This is a genomic window from Aeromonas sp. QDB17, from assembly GCF_027705305.1.
GTDB classification, from domain to species: Bacteria; Pseudomonadota; Gammaproteobacteria; order Enterobacterales; family Aeromonadaceae; genus Aeromonas; species Aeromonas caviae.
In genome coordinates this window covers 52,589-76,189 of record NZ_JAPDBP010000017.1, presented here as the reverse complement: position 1 = coordinate 76,189, position 23,601 = coordinate 52,589, and the positions used below count along the sequence as shown (strand labels likewise).

Sequence of the window (23,601 nt, the reverse complement as noted above, 5' to 3'; positions counted from 1 at the left end):
ATCCACAGCGGGAATTCTCAAACTATGACCACCCTGATTGAACAGCTGGCTGCCGCCAAAGGCATTGCCAGTGAGTATGTTGATGCCTGGGGCCAGCCGGCCCTGGTATCGGAAGAGAGCAAGGCCGCCATGCTGGGCGCCATGGGCTACCGCGTCGATGACGAGGCCGCCCTGTCCGAACAGCTTGAGCAGGAGCACCGCCAGCACTGGCTGCGCGCGCTGGATCCCGTGATGGTGGTACGCAGCGGCGACGCCGTTACTCTTGAGGTTCGCCTCCCCATCGAATTCGTCAACGATGCCCTCACCTGGCAGCTCCAGCAGGAGCAGGGTGCAGTGCTGTCCGGTCAACTCACTCCCATCGAGGGTGAGCTGGTCGGGGTGGCCGAGTTCGAGGAGATGGAGTGTCAGGCCTATCGCGTCACCCTGGATGTGCAGCCTGCGCTGGGTTATCACCAGCTCATCCTGCTGGAAGAGGGCAATGACGAGCCGCTGGCCACCATGCGTCTCATCGTTGCCCCCAAGTCCTGCTACAAGCAGGCGCCCATCGCCAATGGTCGCAAGGTGTGGGGCCCGAGCGTCCAGCTCTACTGCCTGCGCAGCCGCCACAACTGGGGCATCGGCGATTTCAGCGATCTCGGCCAGCTGGTTGAGAATGCCGCCGCCTGGGGAGCCCACTTCGTCGGTCTCAACCCCATTCATGCCCTCTATCCGGCGAACCCGGAGAGTGCCAGCCCCTACAGCCCTTCTTCCCGTCGCTGGCTCAACGTCGCCTATATCGATGTGGAAGCGGTGCCCGAATTCCTGGGCAACGATCGCCTGAAAGCGGAAGTGGCGAGCCCGGCCTTCCAGCAGCACCTCACCTCCCTGCGGGTCAAGGACAATGTGGATTACACCGGCGTCATCCAGACCAAGATCGGGATGCTGCGCCAGGTGTTCGACCAGGCCAGCTTCAGCGCCGAGCGTCAAGCTGCGTTCGATGCCTTCGTGGCTGCCGGCGGTGACAGCCTGCAACAGCAGGCAGCGTTTGACGCCCTGCAGGCCCACTTCTATGCCAAGGGCGAGAATGCCTGGGGCTGGCCGGTCTGGCCCGAGGCGCTGCGCGATTACCACAACCCCGAAGTGGCGGCCTGGATGGCCGAGCACCAGCAGGATGTGGCCTTCTACCTCTATCTGCAGTTCCTGGCTGACGAGCAGCTGGCCCGGGCCGATGCTCGCGCCAAGGCCGCCGGCATGGTGATGGGGATCTACCGGGATCTGGCGGTCGGCGTCTCTGAAGGCTCCACCGAGATCTGGGCAAACCGGGATCTCTACTGCCCGAAAGCCTCGGTCGGTGCACCGCCCGACATTCTCGGCCCCCTCGGCCAGAACTGGGGCCTGCCCCCCATGAACCCGAACCAGCTGTTCGAGGCCGCCTACCAGCCCATGGTGGATCTGTTCCGCGCCAACATGCGCTCCTGCGGCGCCCTGCGCATCGACCACGTGATGGCCTTGCTGCGCCTGTGGTGGGTGCCGCCCGGAGAGTCGGCCGCCAAGGGGGCCTACATCTATTATCCGGTGAACGATCTGCTGGGGATCCTGGCCCTCGAGTCTCATCGCAACCAGTGCTTGCTGATCGGCGAGGATCTGGGGACCGTGCCGGAGGGGATCGACGTGACCCTGAAAGAGAACGGCGTCCACTCCTACAAGGTGTTCTTCTTCGAGCGCTCCAAGGACGATGGTGGCTTCATCTCCCCGGCGCACTACGCCGAGCAGGCGATGTCCGCCCTGACCACCCACGACATGCCGACCCTCAAAGGCTTCTGGCACTGCGACGATCTGGCGCTGGGACGCGAACTGGGCCTGTACCCGGATGAAGACGTACTCAAGACCCTGTATGCTGATCGCCACCAGGCCAAGCAGCGGATCCTTGACAGCCTGCATGCTCATGGGGTCATCTCTGGCAATATCAGTCAAGACGTGAACTGGGTCGGCATGAATACCGAGCTCAACCACGGTCTGCAACTGCACATGTCCCGCGGCAGCTGTGCCCTGTTCAGCACCCAGCTCGAAGACTGGCTGGAGATGGACAAGCCGGTCAACGTGCCGGGTACCAGCTACGAGTACCCCAACTGGCGTCGCAAGCTCTCCCGGGATCTGGAGGATATCTTCGCCGACGAGGCGCTCAAGAATCTGGCGGGCAAGATGAGCCGGGCCCGTGACGAGGCCAGCCGTTGAGCCTTGAACGCCAACATGTGACTCACTTTCATCCGCTTCGGCTTCGGCCGAAGCGGATGTTCAGCCATCAAAGGAAATGTCGATGCCCGTTGAACGTTTGGTTGCCGCCCGCTGTGCCGATCCCTTCTCCCATCTAGGCCTGCTGGCCAATCCGGATGGGCCAGGCCTGAAACTCACCGCCTGGTTGCCCGATGCACTCGAGGTCCGGGTCAGGGATCTCAAGTCAGGCAAGATAGTTGCCACCCTGACCGCCGCTGACGAAGCGGGCCTCTTTGAAACTGTTTTCACCCGCCGCAAGAATCCCTTCCCCTACCAGCTCATCGCGACCTACGCCGACGCCAGTGCCGACATCATCGATCCCTATCAGTTCCAGGCTGCCGCCTGGGAAGGGCTGGCGGAACTCACCTGGCAACCGGAAAACCTCTACCACACCCTCGGCGCCCAGTTGCGCACCGTGACGCACCTCGGCCAGCAGGTGAAAGGGGTACGCTTTGCCGTCTACGCGCCGAGCGCCACGGCGGTGAGCCTCATCGGCGATTTCAACTTCTGGGATGGCCGCCGTCACCCCATGCAGCGCAGCCAGTGCGGCCACTGGGTGCTGTTCGTGCCGGGGCTCAAGGCCGGGGATCGCTACAAGTTCGAACTGAAAGACCCGGCGGGCAATCGCCTGCCCCACAAGAGCGACCCGGTGGGCTTCTACTGCGAGCAGTACCCCTCGTTCGCTTCCGTGGTCTATGACCACGGCCAGTACCAGTGGCAGGACGCCGCCTGGCGCGAGAGTCAGCTCAATGACAAGCGCGAGCAACCCCTCTCCATCTACGAGCTGCACGTGGGCTCCTGGAAGCGTCACTCCAACGGCGACAGCCTGAGCTGGCGCGAGCTGGCGGTGGAACTGGTGGATTACATCAAGGAGATGGAGTACACCCACATCGAGCTGCTGCCAGTCTCCGAGCACCCCTTCAGCGGCTCCTGGGGCTACCAGCCGGTGGGCATGTTCTCCCCCACCAGTCGCTACGGCACGGCCGACGATTTCAAATACTTCGTGGATCAGTGCCACCAGGCGGGGATCGGCGTGATTCTGGATTGGGTGCCCGCCCACTTCCCGTCCGATGCCCACGGCCTGGCCCGCTTCGACGGCACGCCGCTCTACGAGTACGAAGATCCGCGCCGTGGCTGGCACCCGGACTGGAACTCCTACATCTATGACTTCGGTCGCGACACCGTGCGCCAGTTCCTGGTGGCCAGCGCCCTGTTCTGGCTCGACAAGTTCCACATCGACGGCCTGCGGGTGGATGCGGTCGCCTCCATGCTCTATCTGGATTACTCCCGCAACGCCGGTGAGTGGGTGCCCAACGTCGATGGCGGCAACCACAACTACGAGGCGATCAGCCTCTTGAAGTGGACCAACGAGGAGGTGTACGGCAAGTACCCCCACGCCATGACCATTGCCGAGGAGTCCACCGCCTTTGCCGGGGTCTCCCGTCCCACCTTCCTTGGCGGCCTGGGGTTTGGCTTCAAGTGGAATATGGGCTGGATGCACGACACCCTCAGCTACATGCAAAAAGAGCCCATTCACCGTCGCTACCACCACAACGACATGACCTTCTCCATGGTGTACCACTATGACGAGAACTTCATTCTGTCCCTCTCCCACGACGAGGTGGTCCACGGCAAGCACTCCCTGCTCTACAAGATGCCGGGGGACGAGTGGCAGCAGGCCGCCAACCTGCGCGCCTACATGGGCTTCATGTATGCCCACCCCGGCAAGAAGCTCAACTTCATGGGCACCGAGATCGCCCAGAGCAACGAGTGGAATCACGATGCCCAGCTGCCCTGGCACCTGTTGCAGTACCCCAGGCACGGCGGCCAGCAGCGGCTGATCCGGGATCTCAACCACCTCTATCGTCATGAACCTGCCTTGTATCAGGGGGATTATGAACAGGCCGGTTTCCGTTGGCTGGATCACAACGATGCCGACAACAGCATCTTCGCCTGGCTGCGGGCCGACAAGCTGGGGGCCCATCCGCTGGTGGTGGCCTGCAACTTCACCCCGGTGCCGCGCATCGGTTACCGTCTCGGGGTGCCAGCTGCCGGTCGCTATCGGGTGGTGCTCAACACCGACAGCGAGCATTACTGGGGCAGCAACTATGATGTGGGTCTGGTCTTCGTCGCCGAGGCGACCCCCTGGCAGGGGATGGCACACAGCCTGGTGCTGGACTTGCCGCCGCTCGCGACCTTGTTCATCAAACAGGAGTCCTGATGTTTGAAATGGAAAACGGGGTAGATCACCCGCTTGGCGCCCGTCTGGACGAGACGGGCTGCCACTTCTGTGTCTGGGCTCCCCAATCGGACAAGGTGGAACTCTGCCTGTTCGACGACGAGGAGCAGGAGCTGGCGCGTCTCCCCTTGCCCGGTCGGCGCGGCCAGTACTGGTTCGGCCACGTGCGCGGGGTCAAGGCCGGTCAGCGCTATGGCTACCGGGTGCATGGCTCTCCCCAGGAGGGGTTGCTGTTCGACCCGGACAAGCTGCTGATCGACCCCTATGCCCGGGCCCTCAGTCGATCGACCCACTGGGACGATGCCCTCTACGAGGGGGACAGCGCGGCCATGGTGGGCAAGTCGGTGGTGGTGGACGATGCCTTCGACTGGCAGGGGGTCGGCAAGCCCGGCATCCCGCCGGAGCGGGTCGTGCTCTACGAGACCCACGTCAAGGGGTTCACCCGCCAGCACCCCGGCATCCCCAAGGCGCTGCAGGGCACCTATCTGGGCATCAGCCACCCGCTGATGATCGAGCATCTGCAGGGGCTGGGGGTGACCTCGGTCCAGCTGATGCCGGTGGCGGCCTTCATGTCCGAGCCCAGGCTCGAGCAGCTGGGGCTGACCAACTACTGGGGCTACAACCCCATCGCCTTCTTCGCGCCCGAACCGCGCTACGGGGCGAAGGATGCGGTGACCGAGTTCAAGACCATGGTGCGCGAGCTGCACCGGGCGGGGCTCGAGGTGATCCTGGACGTGGTCTACAACCACACCGCGGAGTCGGGCTTCGACGGCCCCATGCTCTCCCTCAAGGGGTTTGACAACGCGGGCTACTACGCCTTCGAGTCGGGGGCCCACGGTCCGGATTACCATCGCCACGCCAACGTCACCGGCTGCGGCAACAGCGTCAATCTGGATCACCCCAATACCTTGCGACTGGTGCTCGATGCCCTGCGCTACTGGGTCACCGAGATGCAGGTGGACGGTTTTCGCTTCGATCTGGCGGTCACCCTGGCGCGGGAAGCGGGGGAGTTCGATCCCATGAGCGCCTTCTTCAAGGCCATGATGGCGGATCCCGTGCTGGCGCGGGTCAGGCTCATCGCCGAACCCTGGGACATCGGCCCCTTCGGCTATCGTCTCGGCCAGTTTCCGAGCCAGTGGCTGGAGATCAACGATCGTTACCGCGACACGGTGCGCGCCTTCTGGCGCGGGGATGCGGGCAAGATGGGGGATTTTGCCACCCGTCTGGTGGGCTCGCGGGATCTCTTCCCGAAGAACTGGCGCTCCCCCCACACCAGCGTCAACTACCTCTGCTATCACGACGGCTTCACCCTCGAGGACCTGGTCTCCTACAACCAGCGCCACAACCAGGCCAACGGCGAGGACAACCGGGACGGCCACGGCAACAACCTCTCCAGCAACCACGGGGTGGAGGGGCCGACCCTGGACCCGCGCATCAACAACCTGCGCCAGCAGCAGAAGCGCAACCTCATCGCCACCCTGCTGCTGTCACAGGGGACGCCCCACTTCCTCGCCGGGGACGAGATGGGCCGCAGCCAGCTCGGCAACAACAACGCCTACTGTCAGGACAACCAGATAAGCTGGGTGAACTGGCAACTGCGCCCGGAGGACGAGCGGCTGCTTGCCTTCACCCGCCAGATGATGGCGCTGCGGGCGGAGTCCGGGGTCTTCTCCAACCTGCAACTGAGCGACGACGGCTGGAACGGCAAGGCGACCAGCTGCCACCAGGTGAACTGGTATCACCCGGACGGCCATCAGCTCACCGATCAGGACTGGCACGCCCCCATGGGGCAGGCGTTTGCCATGGACATCGGCATGATCGGCTGCACCGGGGAGCGCTGGTACGTGCTGTTCAACGCCAGCGACTATGACATCCAGTTCCGCCTGCCGCCGCCGGGGGAGGGAATGGAGTGGATCCAGACCATCGACACCGCCACCAACGACGGCCTGCCCTTCCTGCCGGACGACATCAAGCGGCAGGTGGCGGTGGGGCGTGCCCACTCCCTCAAGCTGCTGGAGCGGGTCGCCCTGCCGGCGGCGGTGCTGGCGAGTGAAGGGGTGGTGGCAGCGGATGTTGTCGCCGTGTTGCCAACGGGATCACAGTTCCCGCTGGCGGGGTAGAGCCAGGCGCCCTGACTGGGTATGCTGGGCACCGTTATCAGTGGTGAGGAGCCGGAATGAGCAGTAACAACCCTGAACAGTGGCGCGACAAGCTGAGTGCAGAGCAGTTCCACGTCTGCTGGGAGAAAGGGACCGAGCGTCCCTACAGCGGTGCCCTGCTGCACAACCGCAAGAGCGGCGATTACCACTGCGTCTGCTGCAAGCAGGTGCTGTTCCACTCAGGCGCCAAGTTCGACGCGGGCTGCGGCTGGCCCTCGTTCGACCGGGCCATCGAGGGGACGGTGACCTACACCGAGGACAACAGCCACGGCATGAAGCGGGTGGAGATCACCTGCAGCCAGTGCGGCTCCCACCTCGGCCACGTCTTCCCCGACGGGCCGACCGAGACCGGCCAGCGCTACTGCGTCAACAGCCTGAGCCTGGATTTCGAGCCCGACGCCTGATCCCCGACACGACCAGCGGCGCCTCCCTTCGGAGGCGCCGCTTTTTTATCTCCCCCTGTCAGGTGCCGGGCTATGCCAGCGGCAGGTAGATGTCGGTGACCAGCTCATGGGTGGGCACCTCGTGTACAAAGTTGTGGTAGTGGAAGAAGAGCGGAAAATCCCGCAGCTCTTCGCCGCTGGCGGGCAGCCAGTCGCGGTAGAGCGCCCGGGCGCAGTCGGCCAGGAGGTCGTGGGAGCCGTGGTGGCGTACCACGGCGCAGCGCCCGGCCGGGATGAGGGCATTCTTCACGCCCCACTCATTGTCCTCGGCGACGGGGGACTCGACGCTGCCACAGAGGGTAAAGCGAAACGCCGCACCCTCCGTCGTGGCGGGGTCGTCCGGCGCCAGGCCATAGGTCCGGCTGGTGGCGACCGGGGAGCCGCCCGTGGCCTTGCGCCACTGGATGAAGCGCGCCGCGGTGTCGTTGATGCGCTCGGGCAGGCCCTGATGGGTCAGGGCGGCGACGGCGGTCTGCGGGAACTGGATGATGTCGACTCGCATGGGGTCAATCCTCTTTGTGGGGGGCCGAGGCAGGCAGCGATGCCAGCTGGCCCAGTCCGGGTGCTGCCTGAACTGGCTGGGCGTCAGGCCGAACGTCTGCTTGAAGGCGCGACTGAAAGATTCGCCATGCTGGAAGCCGGCATCGAGGGCGATATCAGTCACCTTGTCCAGAGGAGCGAATGCCAACCGGTAAGAGGCCCGCTTCAGCCGCAGCAGCTGGATGTAACGCCCCAGCGGCACGCCGCAGTAAGCGGCAAATTGCCGATGAAAGTGAAAGGGCGAAAAGTGCGCCACGGCGCTGAGCCGCTCCAGCGACAGGTCGTCGTCGAGATGGCGCTCGATGTGCTCTGTCACCGTTTGAAAGCGTCGGCGGTAGGCCTCTGTCTGGTTGTGATCCATGGTCTCTCCTCTGTGCTGCCCACTATCGGCCAACGGGCCCGAGCTGTCCTGACGGATCTTGCTCTCTTTGCCTCCCCTCGGGAGAAGAGCCATGACCGCCAGCCCGGCGGGCGCTGCCTGACTTGTCGCGGGTTCGTCAGGCCAGCAACAGGGCTGCCCCCGTCAGCAGGGCGGCGAGGGGCAGCACGGGGAGCCGTGGCACTCGCAGCAGGTAGAAGCCGACGGCGGCCAGCGCCAGATCGGTGGGGGAGAGCACGGCGCTCTGCCACACCGGCTGATAGAGGGCCGCCAGCAGCAGCCCCACCACGGCGGCGTTGATGCCGGCCACGGCCCCCGCCAGACGGGGGCGGGCCAGCCAGTGCTGCCAGCAGGGGCCCAGCGCCCAGAGCAGCAAGAAACCCGGCAGGAAGAGCGCCAGGGTCGCCAGCAGCGCCCCGATGAGGGGAGTGGCGGGCAGCAGCATGGCGCCCAGGTAGGTGGCCAGGGTGAACATGGGGCCGGGTACCAGCTGGGCCAGGCCGTAGCCGGTCAGGAACTGCTGCTCGCTCAGGTGGTGACCCAGGCTCTCCTGCAACAGGGGCAGCACCACGTGGCCACCGCCAAACACCAGGCTGCCTGCCCGGTAAAAGTCGGCCAGCAACTGGCTGACGGGGCCGCTCGCCACCAGGGGCAGGCCGACGAACAGCAGGGCGAACAGCAGCAGGGTCGGCCAGTGAGGCTGGCGAGCAGGAGTGGATGCGGGGGGCTGACTCCCCGGGCGGGGCTCGCACAAGGCACAGAGCAGGGCCGCGCCGAGCAGCATGGCGACCTGGGTCAGAAGACCGGGGGCGCACCAGAGGGCGGCGGCGGTGGCTACCATGACTCCCTGTTGCAGCGCGGTCTTGCAGAACTGGCGGCTCATGGTGAGCACGGCATCCGCCACCACGACGAGCGCCAGCAGCTTGAGGCCGTGCAGGGCGGCGTCCAGCCAGAGGTTGCCCGCAAGCTGACCCAGACCGACGGCGGCCGCCAGCAACAGCAGGAAGGAGGGGAGGGTAAAGCCGACGAAGGCGGCCAGGGCGCCGCCGATGCCGGCGCGGTGGCGGCCGATGGCAAAGCCGAGCTGGCTGGAGGCCGGACCCGGCAGCAGTTGGCACAGGGCCAGCAACTGGGCGAACTCCCCCTGGTTCAGCCAGCCCAGCCGCTGGACAAAGGTGCGCTGAAAATAGCCGATATGGGCGGCCGGCCCGCCAACACTGATGCATCCCAGCCACAAGAACTGCATGAACACCTGTCCCATCTTCCCCTCCTCGTCATCATCCTGGCCCGGATAATATGACAAAAAAGTGACAGTTTGGTGACGGTACGCCCTCCCGCGCAGCCTGCCATCAACAGGGGCTGGCGGGGTGGCTGGTCGCCTCCGCCAGCTGACGAGAGGTACCGGGGTGACGCGCGGCAGCCTGCCGGTGAGGGTCAGGGGGCAGGTTGTGCCTGGGGCAGGTAGCATTGTCCCGCCAGCCAGCAGGCGATGGACTGGCGACTGGCATCGAAGTGAGGCTCGGGCAGAGTGTGCGGGTCGCACCAGATCCAGCCCTCGCATTTTTCCGGCTCCAGCAGTTGCGGCTCCCCGTCCACCTCTGCCAGCAGGGTGACCGAGATGTAGTGCAGGCCGCTCTCGCGCCAGGTCTCCAGGTTATTGGTGACGGCGATGACGCGAGGCTGGCGGATGATGAAGCCGGTCTCCTCCGCCACCTCCCGGATGGCTGCCGACTCGAAGGTCTCCCCCAATTCCAGATGACCGCCTGCGATGGACCAGTAGGGGGCATGGCTGCCCTTGCGCTTGCCAAGCAGTACCTGGCCCTGGTCATTGGTGAGAATGACGCCGACACCGACGCGGGGATAGGGGGTAGACATAGGGGAGGCTCCTTGCTGAGACGGCGGGGTGCGCCAGGGAAAACGGGCCCACCTTAGGGGGGATGGGCCCGTTGCGCAAGCCGCCTGTTCAAGGGCGATCGGATGCCGATTTTCCATCGCTTAAATGGATGGGTCTGGCGACATTCTATCTGTTAAATAGATGGGAAATGCCCCCGGATCAGGGCAGTCTGACCAGCATCTTGCCGGTATTGTGGCCCTGGAACAGTCCGATAAAGGCTTGCGGCATGCTGGCCAGCCCCTCGCTGACGGTCTCCTCGGCCTGGAGGGTGCCCGCTTCGAAGGCCGGCATGGCCTCGGCCAGGAACGCCCCGTAGTGCTGCCAGTGATCGGAGACCAGCAGCCCCTGCATCAGGATGCGCTTGCGGATCACCTGGGAGAGGTTGCGCGGGCCGCTGGCCTGGCCGTTGCTGTTGTACTGCTCGATGAGGCCGCACAGCACGATGCGCCCGTGCACCACCAGGTGGTTGAGGGCGGCATCCAGCATGGCGCCCCCCACGTTCTCGAAGTAGACGTGGATGCCTTCGGGGGCGAGGCGGGCCAGCTCGGCGTCGAGATCCGGGGTCTCCCGGTAATTGATCACCGCATCGGCTCCCAGGGTCTTGAGGTAGGCGACCTTGTCGGCCGAGCCGGTGGAGCCGATGACCCTGGCCCCCGCCTGCTTGGCGAGCTGGACCGCCATGGTGCCGACCGCCCCGGAGGCTGCCGAGACCAGCAGGGTTTCACCAGCCTTCAGGTGTGCCACCTTGTGCAGGCCCGCCCAGGCGGTCATGCCCGGCATGCCGAGGGCGCCGAGGAAGCGCTGGGGCGGCAGGGTGGTGTCGGGCAGGCGGGTGAGCTGGGCGGCGTTTGCCACGAAGGCATCCCGCCAGCCCAGCATGCTGCTCACCTTGTCCCCCACCTTGAAATCGGGATGGCGCGATGCCTGTACCGTGCCGATGGCGCCGCCGTCGAGGGGACCGTTGAGGGGGAAGGGAGGAACGTAGCTTTTTGCCTCGCTCATGCGGCCGCGCATGTAGGGGTCCACCGACAGCCACTGGTTGGCGACCTGCACCTCTCCCTCCTGCAGGGCGGGCAGGGGCACGTCCCGGAGGGCGAAGTCCTCCAGGGTGGGGAGACCGGTAGGGCGACGCAGCAGTTGGATTTGATGGCTGATGGCATTCATGGGCATTCTCCGGCAGTGGGGCCGCGCGTCGGGCGGCGGCCTGGTATTTTTGTTTGTGTGCAAACTAAAATCAGGGTAGTCCTGAACGCGGGGGCTGGCAACTGTTTTGTGTGCAAACTATTCAGCCCCGAAGTTGATGGGGTATACTGCCCCCTTGTCGTCAGCGAGGTCCTCCATGAGCGAATTGAAAAAGCAGGTCTGTTTTGCCCTCTACAGCGCCTCCAATGCGGTGATGCGTGCCTATCGGCCGCTGCTGGACAAGCTGGATCTCACCTATACCCAGTACCTGGTGATGCTCTCGCTCTGGGCCCGGGACGAGGTCAGCCTCAAGGAGATAGGGCAGGAGACCGGACTGGATGCGGGCACCCTGACCCCCATCGTCAAGCGGCTGGAGAGCAAGGGGTGGCTGACCCGCACCGTCTCCCACGAGGATGAGCGGCAAAAGTGCATCAGCCTGACCGAGGCGGGACGCCAGTTGCAGCAGGAGGTCAGGGAGTGCTGTCTGGCGGACAGCTTGCGCAACCAGGTGGATCTGGCCGATGCTGAGTTGGCCCAGCTCAAGCAGCTTTGCGATCGCGTGGCGGCGCAGCTGGGGCGCTGATCCCTTTTCCCGTCAGGAGTGACCCGATGAAACCCATGCAATCCCTGCTTCCTCTGTTTGCCATCCTGCTGTGCGCCTGCGCCGATACCTCCTATCCCCGTTCCGAGCTGCAGATCGACGATGCCGATGCCTGGCAGGCCATCTGCAAGGACGGGGTCCGGGTGAGGGCGGTCACCGACGAGGGGATCTGTGCGGATCACCGCGGGGTGGCCATGTGGACAAATAAACCAAGGGCTGCACGGATGGCAGAAGAAGCGGCCAAGTAGTGTGACCTGTACGACATAAAATGACATGACCGGCCATGGGGCCGGTTTTTTTCGCGATCTTGCCAGCACTTTGGCACCTTGTTCATGGTGCACTCATTTTTCTCTTCCCATACTGGCCCTCAAGGTAGCAAACCAACAGGAGAGAGAGATGCAATCATCCATCGTCGGGCTCTCCATTCTCTGGGGGCTGGCCAGCTTTGGTGTGCAGGGGGATTTCATCGAGAGCCGTGATACCGCCTCCCCCTCCTGGCAGGCCGAGTCCAGAGTGGAGATGGAAGGGTACTTGATGGAGTCGTTGGGCGCCGATCGCTGGGTGTTCGACAACGGCAGCGAGAGCCTGGAAATCTCTCTGCCCAAAGGGCAGTGGGTGTCGACCGGTGAGCGGCTGCGGCTGCGCGGCGAACCCCTGCAGGGGCAGAACGGCTGGTTGCTGCAGGTGCAGGACGTCAGCCAGGTCGAGACATGACGAGGCGTTCGCCACCTGGCGGCGCGATGGCGCCCGCGGGGCTGTGTTGACCGCGAATGCCCTTGATAGCAGAGACAAGAAGAGGAGGCCCTGGCCTCCTCTTGCTTTTGGTGCTCCCCGGATGCGGGGTGGGTTGTCAGCCCAGGTGGTTGAGGGGCAGGGCGGTCTTGTGCTTGATGCGGCGCAGCACGAAGCTCGAACGCACCCCGGTCACGCCGGAGATGTGGGTCAGCTTGTCCAGCAGGAAGTGCTGGTAGTGCTCCATATCCCGCACCACCACCTTGAGCTGGTAATCCGCATCGTTGCCGGTGATGAGGTCGCACTCCAGCACCTCGGGCAGATCCTTGACGGCGCGATCGAAGTTCTCGAACCGCTCCGGAGTGTGTCTGTCCATGGAGATGTGAATGTAGGCGGTGAGGGTCAGCCCCAGCTGGCGGGCATTGAGCAGGGTGACATGGGTATCGATGAGACCGGCATCCTCCAGCGCCTTGACCCGGCGCGAGCAGGGGGAGGGGGAGAGCCCGACCAGCTCGGCCAGCTCCAGGTTGCTGATGCGGCCATTTTCCTGCATCAGCTCCAGAATATGCCTGTCTATACGATCAAGTTTCAGCATTCTCCGTACCTCTTCGCAATTACTAATCCACTTTTCCTAGATTAAGGGTGAACTATTGCAAAAACAACTGAAAATACCTGCTACTTCACAACCACTCACCGCATCGCGGGGAGTACCATGGTTACATCTTCCGGTGGCAAGACAGGCGCCCGACCAGGTACCTGTGGTGAAGGACCTTACCGGGTCAAGAGCCCCATCAGCCGTTCGACCTTATCGGGAAACAACGGGCTGGAACGAGAGCACCCCCTCCCCGAAGGCAACAAAGCAGGCATCCCGGCGCCTGCTTTGTTGTTTTTGCGTTCCGCCCGCTCAGGGGCGGGGCGGCCGGATGCGATAGAGACAGCGGCTGTCCCCCTCCAGCAGATACTGCTCCCGCTCCACCTCGGCCGGCGCCAGCAACCGGCGAAACAGCGCCAGCTCGCTGCGGCAAAAGCCCCGACAGGCCCTGGCCGCACTGCAGATGGGGCAGTGACTCTCCCACCACAGCCAGCTGCCGTCCTCCTCCTGCGACATGTCCGCCATATACCCCTCCTGGGTGCGCAGCGCCTTGAGCGTCATCAGCCTGTCTGCCAGCGCCGGCTGGGTCAGCCTGGATTCATAGCGTGCCTGCATCTGCTGCTCCCGCCGCGTGATGAGCTGCTCCATGCCCGCGTCGCCAAACACCTGCCGGATATCGTCGATCAGCTGCAGGGTCAGATCGCCATGGGTGTCGGGGAAGCGTTGCCAGGCCTGGTCGGTGAGGTGCCACAGACGCACCGGGCGACCGCGGCCGCGGGCCTCGTCGCTAAACCCTACCCAGCCCTCGGACTCCAGGGCCATCAGGTGCTGGCGCGCGCCCATGGACGTCATCTGCAACTGGTCGCCGAGTTCGGCGGCGCTCTGGGGGCCGCGGGTTTTCAGCAGATAGAGGATCTTGTCGGTACTGGCGTTCATGGGGGCTCCGGTGGTGGGTATCGGTGCGGTGACCGCCTGGATGAGGTCATTATGGGTAGCAGGGAGATTTAAATCAACAATCTGCTTTACTTAATGGACGACCCCTCACAATATAAATAAACCGATGACTTTATTTAATGAGGCGAAGATGGAAGGGATCAAGGGACAGGCGACCCTCTGGGTATTGGTGATGACGGTGACGCTGGCGGTGGCGGGGTTCAGCCTGCCTTCCCCCGTCCTGGCGCCGCTGCTGCTGGATCCGGCCCAGGGCATGCTGACGCCACAGTCGTCGGACTGGAGCCGCAAGGTGTGGCTTGGCGTCATCATGGGGCTCTATCCGTTGTTTCAACTGCTGGGGGCCCCCTTGCTTGGCCGCCTCTCCGATCGCCATGGGCGCAAGCCGGTGCTGACACTCTGTCTGGTGGGGGTGCTGGCGGGGTATGTGCTGATGGCCCTCGGCATCGCCTGGCGTTCCCTGCCGCTCTTGCTGCTGAGCCGGGTGGTGGAGGGCTTCTTCAACGGCGACATTGCCATCGTGCAGGCGATGGCGGCGGACATGAGCACGGCCAGGACCAAGGCCCGCAACTTCGCCCGCATCAACATCGGCATGAACCTGGGCTGGGTGGTGGGTCCCATGATCGGAGGCTATGCGGCCGTGGTCTCGGGAGATTACAGTCTGGCAGCCTGGCTGGCGGTGGGGATGACGGTGATCAACCTGCTGCTGGTGCTCTGGCTGCTGCCCAATCGTCCCCCGGTGCCGGCGACCCGGGATGAAGCTCCCCTCTCGACCCGCCAACTGCTGCTGCAACCTCGTCTCCTGCCCTACTTTGCCCTGACCCTGGCAAGCTACGGGGCGGTGCAGCTCTACTTCACCTACTTCAATGTCTGGCTGGTGGAGCGGCTGGCATGGGATCCGGTGCAACTGGCCCAGGCCGCCGTGCTGGTGAGCGTGCCCATGATGCTGGGCTCCTGGATCGGTGAGCAGCTGGCACGGCACTGGCGCGGCAGCTCCCTTGGCATCGTCGGCCACCTGGTGATGGCGGCGGGCATGCTGATGTTCATCCTGCCGACCCAGTGGTGGGGGCTCGCGCTCACCTTCATCCCGGCCGGCATCGGCATGAGTCTGGGGGAGCTGGCCACCTCGGTGGCGGTCTCCAACCGCAGTCATGCCAGCCAGCAAGGGCAGGCGATGGGGCTCTACCGCGGTCTGGCGGTGGGCAGCGAGATCCTGGCGGTGGTGCTGGGCAGTCTGGTGCTGCTGGCGGGGACCGAGTGGCCCTTCTACCTGGCCGGCCTCTGCGGCGTGATCTGTGCCTTCGGTTTCTACGGATTGCGCAGACGGGCGGACAGGCGAAACGCCGTGGCCGGGTGCGCCGAGGCGGGCTGACGAAGGGCGCGGGGATCACAGTTCGGCGACGGGGTGGCGGGCCGGACTTGCATCGCGGCGCCGAGTCTGGGACGGTATGGCTCTTTGCTCCGCTTTTCCCGATCCCCCGGTGAGCGCGTCTCCCATCATGGACCCTGCGATGCCCAGTCCGCATTCCTGGCGGTGAGATGAGTCGTGGCACTGGCAACGGGATGGCGCCGCACCCGTCTCGACATTCCTGGAGGTGATATGAGTCGTTATCAGGCCATTGCATTGGACATGGACGGTACCCTGCTGAACCGGGATCACAAGATCTCGTCCGCTACCCGGGCGGCCCTGGCCCAGGCCCGGGCCCACGACATCAAGGTGCTGCTGGTGACGGGTCGCCACTTCATGACGGCCCGTCCCTTCCACCACGAGCTGGCCCTCGACACCCCCATCATCTGCAGCAACGGTGCCTACCTCTATGATCCGGTACAGGAGAGGATCCTCGCCGGGGATCCCCTGGCCGTGGCGCCCCTCACCGCCCTGCTGGAGGAGGTGCAAGCCCAGCAGATGGGGGCGCTGTTCCACCTGGGGGACGGCATCGGCTACCTGGGCTGCGAGGAGCACGTGGGCCGGATGCGGCGCTGGTCGGCAACCCAGCCGGATCACCTCAAGGTCTCCCTGCTGCCCGCCGAGGATATCGAGTCCTGGTTGCAGTCCCCCATCTGGAAGCTGGAGTTGTTCAACCAGGATCCCGGCCGGTTGCACCGCTTCGTCGGGGAGGTGGTGGAGAGACTGCCCTTCACCCGTGACTGGGCGGCCCCCTATGCGGTGGAGCTGGTGCAGCCAGGTTGCAGCAAGGGCAACCGGCTGGCCCAATGGGCGGCGAGCGAGGGGATCGCCATGGAGAACCTGGTGGCCTTTGGTGACAACAACAACGACATCAGCATGTTCGAGCAGGTGGGGCTGGCGGTGGCCATGGGCAATGCGGCGCCCCAGATCCAGGCCCATGCAGACCGGGTCACCGCGGATCACAACGAGGATGGCATCGCCCTGGCGTTGCAGCGCTGGGTCCTGCCCGCCTGAGGGGAAAAACAGTCTGCGGCATAAACAAAAAGGGGCCATGTCGGCCCCTTTTTGTCAGCTCCCGAAGGAGAACTGGATCACCCGATCCGGGAAGCGCAGCCGGTTGTAGTCCCGGTATACCCCTTCGTAGTGACGGATGGCGCGCTCGCGTTGGGCACGGTAGTAGTCGCGCTGGCGGCTGTCGCTCTCGCCCCGGATCTGCTGATCCAACTGGTGGATGCTCCGCTCGGTGCGCTCCAGCTCCTGCTGCAATTCGCCGAGGCGCTGCTCCAGCAGGTACTCCTTGCGGCCGCGCTCGAACTGGGTGAGGAAGCTGGTGTCGTTGGGGCAGACCCCCAGGTATTCGCTCCCCTCCCGTCCCTTGCTGTAGGCAAGCTCGGGGATGCAATAGAGCTCCAGCCCCTTGGCGTAGCCGCGCTGCCACTCCGCTTCATCCACCTTGAGGCCGTACTCCCCGCAGGTCTTCTGATAGTCGCGGGTGGCGCTCCGGGTCTTGCCCTGCTCCCCGTCCTGATAGCCCTGGTTGTACCAGCTCATGGCACGGCACTCCTCCTCCGAGAGGGAACTGCACCCGGCGAGCAGGAAGGGAAGGGTCAACAACAGGATCTTGGGGGACATGAGGGGGCTCCGACAGCAAAGGGGTGGGGCATTCTAGAAGAGGAGGCCCGTCCGGGACAAGCTCCGGGCGAGGGGGCCGTATCATGATGTTTTTATCAGTATTTTCAAGCCGTTGTAGACGGGCTTCCGGCAGCCTTTTCTTGCCGGGGGAGGCAGGGTAAACTGCGCCTACTTTTAACTGGCATGTAACATAAAAACAATGAAAGTCCTGACCGTCGATTATCGCTCCCCCGATGCGGCCGAGCGCTTCACCGAATCCCTGCGCACCACCGGCTTCGGGGTGCTGACTCACCACCCCATCCCGAAGGAGCTGGTACAGTCCATCTATGACAACTGGTATCGCTTCTTCATGAGCGAACAGAAGCAGGATTTCCTGTTCAATCGCGAGACCCAGGACGGCTACTTCCCGCCCTCGGTGTCCGAGGTGGCCAAGGGTCACAGCCAGAAGGACATCAAGGAGTACTTCCACATCTATCCCTGGGGCCAGATGCCGGCAGAGCTGAAAGAGCAGGCGATGGAGTACTACCGCCTCGCCAACGATCTGGCCGCCGAGCTGCTGGGCTGGGTGGAGAAGCACACCCCGGGCGACATCGCCGCCCACTACAGCTGCCCGCTCTCCTCCATGATCGAAGAGAGCCACAAGACCCTGCTGCGGGTGCTGCACTACCCGCCCTTCGACGGCACCGAGGAGCCGGGTGCCATCCGCGCCGCCGCCCATGAAGACATCAACCTGCTGACCATTCTGCCCGCTTCCAACGAGCCGGGCCTGCAGGTGAAAGGTTCAGACGGGGAGTGGATGGATGTGCCCTGCGATTTCGGCACCCTCATCATCAACATCGGCGACATGCTGCAGGAGGCCTCCCGCGGCTACTACCCCTCCACCACCCACAGGGTCATCAACCCGACCGGGGGCAGTGCCGCCAAGTCCCGCATCTCCTTGCCGCTCTTCCTGCACCCCCGTCCGGACGTGGTGCTCTCGGAGCGTCACACCGCCCACAGCTATCTGATGGAGCGGTTGCGGGAGCTGGGGGTGATCTAATCCCGCCAGACCCGGGCAGACAACAAACCGGAGCATACCCGCTCCGGTTTTTATTTTGTGGCACGATTGGTGGGTTATCCGAATTTTATTGGTTAATGATGCTAAAAACTGAGTTTTATATCGGATATACGCCGAGTGATTGCGCGCCCGCGGGCGTACTCTGAGCGCCATTTCGGGCCTCGCTGGCAGGCCTTTCGCGTGGAGTTCTTATGAAGCAGTCCCAATGGTCATCCCGGCTCGGTTACATCCTGGCCGCCGCAGGTTCCGCGGTCGGTCTCGGCGCCATCTGGAAGTTCCCCTATGTCACCGCCGCCAACGGTGGCGGCGCCTTCCTGCTGGTCTTTCTGCTGTTCAGCTTCACCCTGGGGGTGGCGGTGCTGATGGGGGAGACGCTGATCGGCAGCCTGACCCGGCGCGGGGTGGTGGGCGCCTTTGGTGAGCTGATGGGCAGGCGCTGGCGCTGGGTCGGTGCCATGGGCTTGCTGTGCAGCCTGCTCATCTTCTGTTTCTACAGCGTGGTGGGCGGCTGGACCCTGGGGTACACGGGCATGGCCCTGGCGGGGGAGCTGCAACAGGGGGACGGCGCGGCACTGACCGCCCGTTTCAACGACTACGTCGGTGATCCGCTCTGGCCGGTGCTGACCCACCTGCTGTTTGCCGGCTTGACCTGGTGGTTCGTGCGGGGCGGCGTGCAACAAGGGGTGGAGCGCACCCTGCGCTGGATGATGCCGGCCCTCTTCATCATGATCCTGCTGCTGGTGGCCTTCGGCCTCACCCTGCCGGGCGCCATGGGCGGGGTGCGCCACTTCCTGATGCCCGATTTCAGCAAGCTCGGCATGTCGGGTGTGCTGGACGCCATGGGGCTGGCCTTTTTCTCCCTCTCCATCGGCCTTGGCATCCACACCACCTATGGCGCCTACCTGCCTTCCAGTGAAGGGGTCGGTCGCTCCAGCCTCTGGGTAGTGCTGCTGGCGAGCGTCATCGCCGTGCTGGCGGGTCTGATGATCTTCCCGGTACTGGCGGCGACCGGCATTGATCCGGCCTCGGGCCCGGGCCTCACCTTCATGACCATGCCGGCGGTGTTCCAGCAACTGCCCTTCGGCCAGGGGCTGGCGGTGGTGTTCTTCTCCCTGCTGGTGGTGGCGGCGCTCTCCTCCTCCATCTCCCTGCTGGAGCACTTGCAGTGCTTCCTGTGCGAGAGCCTGGGCTGGTCCCGCCGCGCGGCGTGCAACCTGGTCATTGCCCTGGTGATGGCGGGTGGCATCCCGGTGAGCCTGTCGTTCGGTCCCTGGGCCACCCTGACCCTGTTTGGCAAGAACATCTTCGAGTTGCTGGACTTCATCACCTCCAACCTGATGATGCCCCTGTTCGGGCTGGCCCTGACGCTGCTGCTGGGCTGGCGGCTCGGTCGTCAGGCGCTGCCCGAAGGGCTGGCTCCCCACTGGCGGGCCCTGCTGATGGGCTGCTGGCGCTGGCTGGCTCCCCTGCTCATTGGCGGCATTCTGGTGCGCGGCCTGGTGTAGGGAGGGTTGGTCATCTGTGCCACTCCCCGGCCGGGCTGGCCGGGGAGTGGGGTGGCAGGATTGACTCTTTATAAAAATCTGTAAATTAAAAATAAACAGAGTAACAGCCTGTAATTTCGATATTTTGTTTTGATTAAATCTGTTTTTGGTTCTGTTTTAGACTATTTCCTGTCAACTTCTCTTGCCATGGTTTAGGCTGTGGCTCCTTTTTACCGTGCAGGCGTCGCCCTCCCATGTCACCCCTTATCGCCCTCTGTGGCCGATTTAGCCCCTTCCTGGAGAGGTGACCTTGCAGGTGTCGTTTGTCTGACTGTTCATTGCAAAGGTCGCCCTCAGGCGGCCTTTTTTGTTGCGGCGCACACCGCGTCTAGCCATGGAGTATCGAACTGATGTTGTCTTGCCCGGAGGTTGTATGAGCCAGGTTCAGTGGTCTTCCCGTATTGGTCATGTGCTGGCGGCCGCCGGCTCGGCGATCGGCCTTGGCGCCATCTGGAAGTTTCCCTATGTGACAGCCACCAACGGGGGCGGTGCCTTCCTGCTGGTGTTCCTGCTCTTCAGCTTCACCCTGGGGGTCGCGGTGCTGGTGGGGGAGACCCTGCTCGGCAGCCGCAGCCAGCGCGGCGTGCTCGGCGCCTTCCACAAGCTGGTGGGGCCGAACTGGCGCTGGATGGGTTACATGGGGATCCTGTGTGGCTTCTTCATCTACAGCTTCTACAGCGTGGTGGGGGGCTGGACCGTCGGCTATGCGGCCCTGGCCGTGGGCGGCGAGCTCAACCTGAGTGAGGCGAGCACCCTCACCGCACTCTTTACTGGTTATGTGAGCGATCCTCTCTGGCCGGTCCTCACCCATCTCGTCTTCGCCGGGCTCACCTGGTGGTTCGTGCAGGGAGGGCTGCAACAGGGGGTGGAGCGGGCGCTGCGCTGGATGATGCCGGCCCTGTTCGTGATGATGCTGCTCCTGGTGGTGACCGGGCTCTCCATGCCGGGGGCCATGGCCGGGGTACGCCAGTTCCTGATGCCCGACTTCTCCCACCTGACGGGGCAGGGGGTGCTCGACGCCCTGGGGCTGGCGTTCTTCTCCCTCTCCATTGGCCTCGGGGTACACACCACCTATGGCGCCTACCTGCCGAGCAGTGACGGGGCGCTGCGCTCCGGGGTCTGGGTGGTCACCCTGGCGAGCTGCATCTCGGTGCTGGCGGGGCTGATGATCTTCCCGGTGCTGGCCTCCACCGGCATCGATCCTGCCGCCGGTCCCGGCCTCACCTTCATGACCATGCCGGCGGTGTTCAACCACCTGCCGTTCGGTCAGGGGCTGGCGGTGATCTTCTTCCTACTGCTGCTGGTGGCGGCGCTCTCCTCCTCCATCTCCATGCTGGAGCACCTGGTGCGCTTCACCACCGAGGAGTGGGGCTGGTCGCGCCGCAATGCCTGCCGGGTGCTGACCCTGCTCATCATGGCCTGCGGCATTCCGGTCAGTCTGTCGTTCGGGCCCTGGGCGGACTACACCCTGTTTGGCAAGACCCTGTTCGATCTGCTGGATTACCTCACCTCCAACCTGATGATGCCCCTGTTCGGTCTGGTGCTGACCCTGCTGCTTGGCTGGAAGCTGGGGGACAGTATTGTGCCTGCGGATCTCTCGCCGCTGATGCGTGGCGCGCTGCTCTGGTGCTGGCGTCTGGTCGCCCCCCTGCTGATCGCGGGGATCCTGGTGCGAGGCTTGTTGTAACGCACCTGCCAGGGCGGCATGCACCGCCCTGGATGGCTATAGGCCCTGGTGGGGACCGAGGGGCGGCAGTTTGGGGGCCAGGTGGGATCTCACCTGTTGCAGGGTCTCCCGATAGGCGTTCCCATGGTGTTCCAGGAAGGCGGCACTGTGGTTGAGACGCTGCTCCAGCCTGTCCACCAGGCGGGCCACCGCCGGGGCCGCCATGCCGGCGGGCCAGCACTGGGTCAGCAATACCAGCAGTTGCCAGGCATCCCCCGCCTGGGCCGGGAATCGCTCCTGCAGGGTCAGTGCGCTCTGCACGGCGAGCTGGAGCTGACCCGTGGTCATGGCCCGTTGCCGCTCCTCGCGCAGCTGGGTCAGCTGCTGCTCCCGCTGCGCCAGTTGCCGCGCCAGATCGTCGACCACCTGCAAAATGAGCCCCTGCAGCAGCGGGGTCTGTGCCACCGGCCCCTGATACTGGCCGAGCTGGGCCAGATAACGCTGGGCATGGTGGGGAAGCCCGCAGAACTGGCTGACGGCCACCCCGAGCAACTGGTTGAGGTGATTGTCCCGCGCCGCCTCCGGCGGGTGCTTGGCCAGCAGCATCAAGGCGTCATCGAATCGATAATCCAGACCTAGCATCAGGGCGCGCAGCAGCCCCTCCTCGTGGGCCCGCAGGGTCACGGCCTGCTGGCCGAGCTCCTCCAGGGCCTGCTGCAGCCCATGAACTCTGGCCTCTCCCGGTGGATGCCAGAGCACCGCCAGGGTCGCATCCAGCAGGCAGCGTTCGACGGAGTGGCGAAATGTCTGTTTGGGGAAGTAGCGCAGGATGAAATCGGTGGCCTGCGCCAGCACCTGACCTTCATCCCTTCGCAGCAGGGCCAGCAAAATGGCCACCTGGCGCCACTGCGGCTGCCAGGGGCAGCGTTGCAGCAAGCCTGACAAGGTTTCCCAGGCCGGATCCCACTGCGCCTCGTGCAGTTGGCAGGCGAGAACCAGCGCCTGATGGATGACGGGGGGCAGTCGCTCCCGGTTGCGGGCCAGATCCTTGTGGGCACTCTCCACCCGGTTCAGCCCGAGCAGGGCCTGGTTCAGCCCCTCGCGCGGCCACCAGGCATCGTGCTCCGTGGTGCAGATGGCGTAGTGCTGGGCGGCCTGCACCCGTTCCCCGGCTTGCAGCAGCATGTAGCCCTTTACCCTGTCCATCTGTGCTTCCAGCCCCTTGTGGCTGGCGTGCCGGTAAAGCAGATCCTCGCACTGGGCGCAGGCGCTGCGCCACTCCCTGAGCGCCATGGGGGTGGCCAGGGGGCGGGTCACCGTGGTCAGTGCCAGCAGCGCTTGCAGGCTGTGCGCCAGCTGCTCCGTGGTGAAGGGCACGGCCAGACGCAGGGCGAAATAGAGGTCGGAGGGGGGGAACTGGCCGGTGTCCTCATCTTGCTCCAGCAGCAGGAGCACGCAGCCGGGCGCGAGCAGGCCCAGGTGGTGTGCTTCATGCAGCAGCCTGACTCCCTCGTGGGCCTGGTGGTGATACTGGCGGCAAAGAATGGCATCGAAGGCGTGCTGTCGCAGCAGGGCGGGCAGGCTTGCTATCTCTTTGCAGTGGAACAGCTCGGTGGGGGGCAGCCCCAGATCACTCAGTCCCTGGGTGAGGGTCGAGCCCATCATGGCATCGTCTTCGATGAGGAGGATCTGCATCTTTGACGCTCCTTCGCCGGTCGGGGGTGGCGAGGTTGGATTCAAAGGTAGCCTCCACTCTCCCGCGAGAGCCAGAGGGGGTCAATACCCCACCTGGGTCAGGGATGGCTCAGCGCAGCCTCGGGCGGGGCAAAAAAAGCATCACTGAAGGCCGGGCCCCCTGGCCGAGAAGGGGCAGTCCCGCTGGGGGACACGCAGCTCCCCGGCGCCCGCCTCTCCCTGCCAGGCGAGCTCGAGCTGGCCTAGGTGCCCGAGGCGGCGCAGCTCGAACTCGTAGCGCAGGCAGGGGTTGTCGGTGGGCAGCCGTGTCATCCCGGCGGGCAGCCGGTAGTCGTAGTGCAGCAGGGGGCCATCTTGCAGTCGGCTCTGCACGGGCACCAGCCCCTCCGCCGTCGGTGCGGGGGCCTTGAGATAGCGGCGCAGCGCCACCGGTGCGTCGATGGCTTTTTGATAGTGAAGGCCGTTCATGGCTGCCAACTCCTCCTCCAGCCGCGTCAGCTCCCCCTCCAGTCCGCTCAAGGCGGCGCCAAGCTGTTGATGGGCCGGGGAGGCGCAGCCTCCCAGCAGCAGGGTCGCGATGAGCAGGGCGGGACGGACGGCAGACATGAAGGTTCCTCGGGTGCCAGGGTCAATG

General features: G+C 64.7%; 21 protein-coding genes. 12 read left to right on the top strand and 9 right to left on the bottom strand.

The features are described from left to right. Positions 1-24 precede the first annotated feature (24 nt). The 4 genes from malQ to msrB all read left to right on the top strand — a co-directional run bounded on the left by malQ (position 25) and on the right by msrB (position 7,055). A complete protein-coding gene (malQ, locus tag OKC41_RS14920; protein ID WP_042883055.1) occupies positions 25-2,214 on the top strand; it encodes a 4-alpha-glucanotransferase in 2,190 nt (729 codons plus the stop codon). 82 nt (positions 2,215-2,296) lie between these two features. Then, positions 2,297-4,474: a 1,4-alpha-glucan branching protein GlgB gene (glgB, locus tag OKC41_RS14915; RefSeq protein ID WP_201895106.1), complete on the top strand. Its 2,178-nt coding sequence runs from the start codon at positions 2,297-2,299 to the stop codon at positions 4,472-4,474. Then, on the top strand, positions 4,474-6,612 hold the full coding sequence (gene glgX / locus OKC41_RS14910) for a glycogen debranching protein GlgX (protein WP_039039388.1): 2,139 nt from the start codon (positions 4,474-4,476) through the stop codon (positions 6,610-6,612). Before glgB ends, glgX begins: the two co-directional genes overlap by 1 nt. A gap of 56 nt (positions 6,613-6,668) precedes the next feature. Further along, positions 6,669-7,055, top strand: a complete 387-nt coding sequence (gene msrB, locus OKC41_RS14905; protein WP_010672886.1) for a peptide-methionine (R)-S-oxide reductase MsrB — start codon at positions 6,669-6,671, stop codon at positions 7,053-7,055. Between the two features lie 70 nt (positions 7,056-7,125). Here the strand turns inward: msrB and OKC41_RS14900 are convergent, their stop codons facing one another. The 4 genes from OKC41_RS14900 to OKC41_RS14885 form a co-directional block, all read right to left on the bottom strand. Then, positions 7,126-7,995 carry a GyrI-like domain-containing protein gene (locus OKC41_RS14900; RefSeq protein WP_139739634.1) on the bottom strand — a complete coding sequence of 290 codons (870 nt, stop codon included), beginning with the start codon at positions 7,993-7,995 and terminating at the stop codon, positions 7,126-7,128. A gap of 136 nt (positions 7,996-8,131) precedes the next feature. Next, complete coding sequence (chrA, locus tag OKC41_RS14895; RefSeq protein ID WP_201895107.1) at positions 8,132-9,274, bottom strand: chromate efflux transporter; 1,143 nt, start codon at positions 9,272-9,274, stop codon at positions 8,132-8,134. Positions 9,275-9,447: 173 nt separating this feature from the next. After that, positions 9,448-9,888: an NUDIX hydrolase gene (locus OKC41_RS14890; protein WP_201872652.1), complete on the bottom strand. Its 441-nt coding sequence runs from the start codon at positions 9,886-9,888 to the stop codon at positions 9,448-9,450. 178 nt (positions 9,889-10,066) lie between these two features. After that, complete coding sequence (locus OKC41_RS14885) at positions 10,067-11,071, bottom strand: NADP-dependent oxidoreductase (RefSeq protein ID WP_139739635.1); 1,005 nt, start codon at positions 11,069-11,071, stop codon at positions 10,067-10,069. A gap of 175 nt (positions 11,072-11,246) precedes the next feature. Between OKC41_RS14885 and OKC41_RS14880 the strand changes: the two genes are divergently transcribed. The 3 genes from OKC41_RS14880 to OKC41_RS14870 all read left to right on the top strand — a co-directional run bounded on the left by OKC41_RS14880 (position 11,247) and on the right by OKC41_RS14870 (position 12,404). After that, the gene (locus OKC41_RS14880; RefSeq protein ID WP_029313694.1) at positions 11,247-11,672 is read left to right on the top strand and encodes a MarR family winged helix-turn-helix transcriptional regulator; all 426 of its coding nucleotides are present in this window, start codon (positions 11,247-11,249) and stop codon (positions 11,670-11,672) included. 35 nt (positions 11,673-11,707) lie between these two features. Further along, a complete protein-coding gene (locus OKC41_RS14875) occupies positions 11,708-11,938 on the top strand; it encodes a hypothetical protein (RefSeq protein ID WP_029313696.1) in 231 nt (76 codons plus the stop codon). A gap of 148 nt (positions 11,939-12,086) precedes the next feature. Then, positions 12,087-12,404: a hypothetical protein gene (locus OKC41_RS14870; RefSeq protein WP_270672126.1), complete on the top strand. Its 318-nt coding sequence runs from the start codon at positions 12,087-12,089 to the stop codon at positions 12,402-12,404. A gap of 136 nt (positions 12,405-12,540) precedes the next feature. On the opposite strand, the gene OKC41_RS14865 is transcribed toward OKC41_RS14870, so the two are convergent. Together OKC41_RS14865 and OKC41_RS14860 are read right to left on the bottom strand one after the other, a co-directional pair. Next, on the bottom strand, positions 12,541-13,017 hold the full coding sequence (locus OKC41_RS14865) for an Lrp/AsnC family transcriptional regulator (protein WP_010672894.1): 477 nt from the start codon (positions 13,015-13,017) through the stop codon (positions 12,541-12,543). Positions 13,018-13,326: 309 nt separating this feature from the next. After that, on the bottom strand, positions 13,327-13,950 hold the full coding sequence (locus tag OKC41_RS14860; RefSeq protein WP_041214535.1) for a metalloregulator ArsR/SmtB family transcription factor: 624 nt from the start codon (positions 13,948-13,950) through the stop codon (positions 13,327-13,329). A 148-nt stretch (positions 13,951-14,098) separates the two neighbouring features. Here OKC41_RS14860 and OKC41_RS14855 point away from each other — a divergent pair, with 148 nt between their 5' ends. Together OKC41_RS14855 and OKC41_RS14850 are read left to right on the top strand one after the other, a co-directional pair. Then, a complete protein-coding gene (locus OKC41_RS14855) occupies positions 14,099-15,337 on the top strand; it encodes an MFS transporter (protein ID WP_270672125.1) in 1,239 nt (412 codons plus the stop codon). A 228-nt stretch (positions 15,338-15,565) separates the two neighbouring features. Further along, positions 15,566-16,387, top strand: coding sequence for a Cof-type HAD-IIB family hydrolase (locus OKC41_RS14850; RefSeq protein ID WP_010672897.1), 822 nt, complete (start codon positions 15,566-15,568; stop codon positions 16,385-16,387). Between the two features lie 54 nt (positions 16,388-16,441). Here the strand turns inward: OKC41_RS14850 and OKC41_RS14845 are convergent, their stop codons facing one another. Beyond that, positions 16,442-17,005 (bottom strand): DUF2799 domain-containing protein, encoded by a 564-nt coding sequence (locus tag OKC41_RS14845; RefSeq protein ID WP_010672898.1) that lies wholly within the window; start codon positions 17,003-17,005, stop codon positions 16,442-16,444. A 199-nt stretch (positions 17,006-17,204) separates the two neighbouring features. On the opposite strand from OKC41_RS14845, the gene OKC41_RS14840 reads away from it, so the two are divergent. The 3 genes from OKC41_RS14840 (at position 17,205) to OKC41_RS14830 (ending at position 21,293) form a co-directional block, all read left to right on the top strand. Continuing rightward, positions 17,205-18,044 (top strand): isopenicillin N synthase family oxygenase, encoded by an 840-nt coding sequence (locus tag OKC41_RS14840; protein ID WP_270672124.1) that lies wholly within the window; start codon positions 17,205-17,207, stop codon positions 18,042-18,044. Positions 18,045-18,253: 209 nt separating this feature from the next. Then, entirely contained in the window at positions 18,254-19,567 is a 1,314-nt protein-coding gene (locus OKC41_RS14835) for a sodium-dependent transporter (RefSeq protein WP_010672900.1), read from the top strand. Between the two features lie 412 nt (positions 19,568-19,979). Then, the gene (locus OKC41_RS14830) at positions 19,980-21,293 is read left to right on the top strand and encodes a sodium-dependent transporter (protein WP_010672901.1); all 1,314 of its coding nucleotides are present in this window, start codon (positions 19,980-19,982) and stop codon (positions 21,291-21,293) included. 36 nt (positions 21,294-21,329) lie between these two features. Here the strand turns inward: OKC41_RS14830 and OKC41_RS14825 are convergent, their stop codons facing one another. Together OKC41_RS14825 and OKC41_RS14820 are read right to left on the bottom strand one after the other, a co-directional pair. Next, a complete protein-coding gene (locus OKC41_RS14825) occupies positions 21,330-22,967 on the bottom strand; it encodes a hypothetical protein (protein ID WP_010672902.1) in 1,638 nt (545 codons plus the stop codon). 141 nt (positions 22,968-23,108) lie between these two features. After that, positions 23,109-23,573: a hypothetical protein gene (locus OKC41_RS14820; protein WP_010672903.1), complete on the bottom strand. Its 465-nt coding sequence runs from the start codon at positions 23,571-23,573 to the stop codon at positions 23,109-23,111. Positions 23,574-23,601 lie beyond the last annotated feature (28 nt).

Bases quoted from the DNA above. Each gene is read 5' to 3' on its own strand.
- OKC41_RS14885 (WP_139739635.1), bottom strand. From the start codon at position 11,071: ATGAATGCCATCAGCCATCAAATCCAACTGCTGCGTCGCCCTACCGGT.
- chrA (WP_201895107.1), bottom strand. From the start codon at position 9,274: ATGGGACAGGTGTTCATGCAGTTCTTGTGGCTGGGATGCATCAGTGTT.
- OKC41_RS14845 (WP_010672898.1), bottom strand. From the start codon at position 17,005: ATGTCCCCCAAGATCCTGTTGTTGACCCTTCCCTTCCTGCTCGCCGGG.
- OKC41_RS14865 (WP_010672894.1), bottom strand. From the start codon at position 13,017: ATGCTGAAACTTGATCGTATAGACAGGCATATTCTGGAGCTGATGCAG.
- OKC41_RS14860 (WP_041214535.1), bottom strand. From the start codon at position 13,950: ATGAACGCCAGTACCGACAAGATCCTCTATCTGCTGAAAACCCGCGGC.
- OKC41_RS14890 (WP_201872652.1), bottom strand. From the start codon at position 9,888: ATGTCTACCCCCTATCCCCGCGTCGGTGTCGGCGTCATTCTCACCAAT.
- malQ (WP_042883055.1), top strand. From the start codon at position 25: ATGACCACCCTGATTGAACAGCTGGCTGCCGCCAAAGGCATTGCCAGT.
- OKC41_RS14830 (WP_010672901.1), top strand. From the start codon at position 19,980: ATGAGCCAGGTTCAGTGGTCTTCCCGTATTGGTCATGTGCTGGCGGCC.
- OKC41_RS14850 (WP_010672897.1), top strand. From the start codon at position 15,566: ATGAGTCGTTATCAGGCCATTGCATTGGACATGGACGGTACCCTGCTG.
- OKC41_RS14855 (WP_270672125.1), top strand. From the start codon at position 14,099: ATGGAAGGGATCAAGGGACAGGCGACCCTCTGGGTATTGGTGATGACG.
- glgX (WP_039039388.1), top strand. From the start codon at position 4,474: ATGTTTGAAATGGAAAACGGGGTAGATCACCCGCTTGGCGCCCGTCTG.
- OKC41_RS14835 (WP_010672900.1), top strand. From the start codon at position 18,254: ATGAAGCAGTCCCAATGGTCATCCCGGCTCGGTTACATCCTGGCCGCC.
- OKC41_RS14825 (WP_010672902.1), bottom strand. From the start codon at position 22,967: ATGCAGATCCTCCTCATCGAAGACGATGCCATGATGGGCTCGACCCTC.
- OKC41_RS14900 (WP_139739634.1), bottom strand. From the start codon at position 7,995: ATGGATCACAACCAGACAGAGGCCTACCGCCGACGCTTTCAAACGGTG.
- OKC41_RS14880 (WP_029313694.1), top strand. From the start codon at position 11,247: ATGAGCGAATTGAAAAAGCAGGTCTGTTTTGCCCTCTACAGCGCCTCC.
- OKC41_RS14820 (WP_010672903.1), bottom strand. From the start codon at position 23,573: ATGTCTGCCGTCCGTCCCGCCCTGCTCATCGCGACCCTGCTGCTGGGA.
- OKC41_RS14840 (WP_270672124.1), top strand. From the start codon at position 17,205: ATGAAAGTCCTGACCGTCGATTATCGCTCCCCCGATGCGGCCGAGCGC.
- OKC41_RS14875 (WP_029313696.1), top strand. From the start codon at position 11,708: ATGCAATCCCTGCTTCCTCTGTTTGCCATCCTGCTGTGCGCCTGCGCC.
- OKC41_RS14870 (WP_270672126.1), top strand. From the start codon at position 12,087: ATGCAATCATCCATCGTCGGGCTCTCCATTCTCTGGGGGCTGGCCAGC.
- msrB (WP_010672886.1), top strand. From the start codon at position 6,669: ATGAGCAGTAACAACCCTGAACAGTGGCGCGACAAGCTGAGTGCAGAG.
- glgB (WP_201895106.1), top strand. From the start codon at position 2,297: ATGCCCGTTGAACGTTTGGTTGCCGCCCGCTGTGCCGATCCCTTCTCC.